A 285-nucleotide genomic window follows, 5' to 3' on the forward strand; every position below is an offset into this window, starting at 1 on the left:
TCGCACTTCTACCTGTGTCCAGGCAACCTCCGCCCAGGTCTCTTGCCGCGGCCCTCGACCGCCATCACCGCGCGGCAGAATGCGCCGTCGTGCCATCGGCGCCAGGCTGCGCAGCCGGTCAACAAGGTGGCCGCCCTCCCCAAGCCGTCGGTTCTGGACGACGCGCACCAGCACGTGCCAGCCAATGCCGCGCGCTCGTGCGAGGTGAGAGAAGACGTCAGCGCCGCGGTCGCCGACGCTGACCCAGGTCGCGCCCTCGGGCGCCGGACCAACCGCCTCCACCGC

At 71.9% G+C, this 285-nt stretch carries 1 protein-coding gene; it reads right to left on the reverse strand.

Annotated features, from left to right (window positions below; translation table 11 throughout):
- On the reverse strand, positions 1-285 hold a 285-nt coding region (locus Q7A36_RS41335), incomplete at both ends, for a hypothetical protein (protein WP_305109559.1).

Origin of the sequence: Paracraurococcus lichenis (assembly GCF_030657435.1) — a bacterium.
Classification (GTDB): Bacteria; Pseudomonadota; Alphaproteobacteria; order Acetobacterales; family Acetobacteraceae; genus Paracraurococcus; species Paracraurococcus lichenis.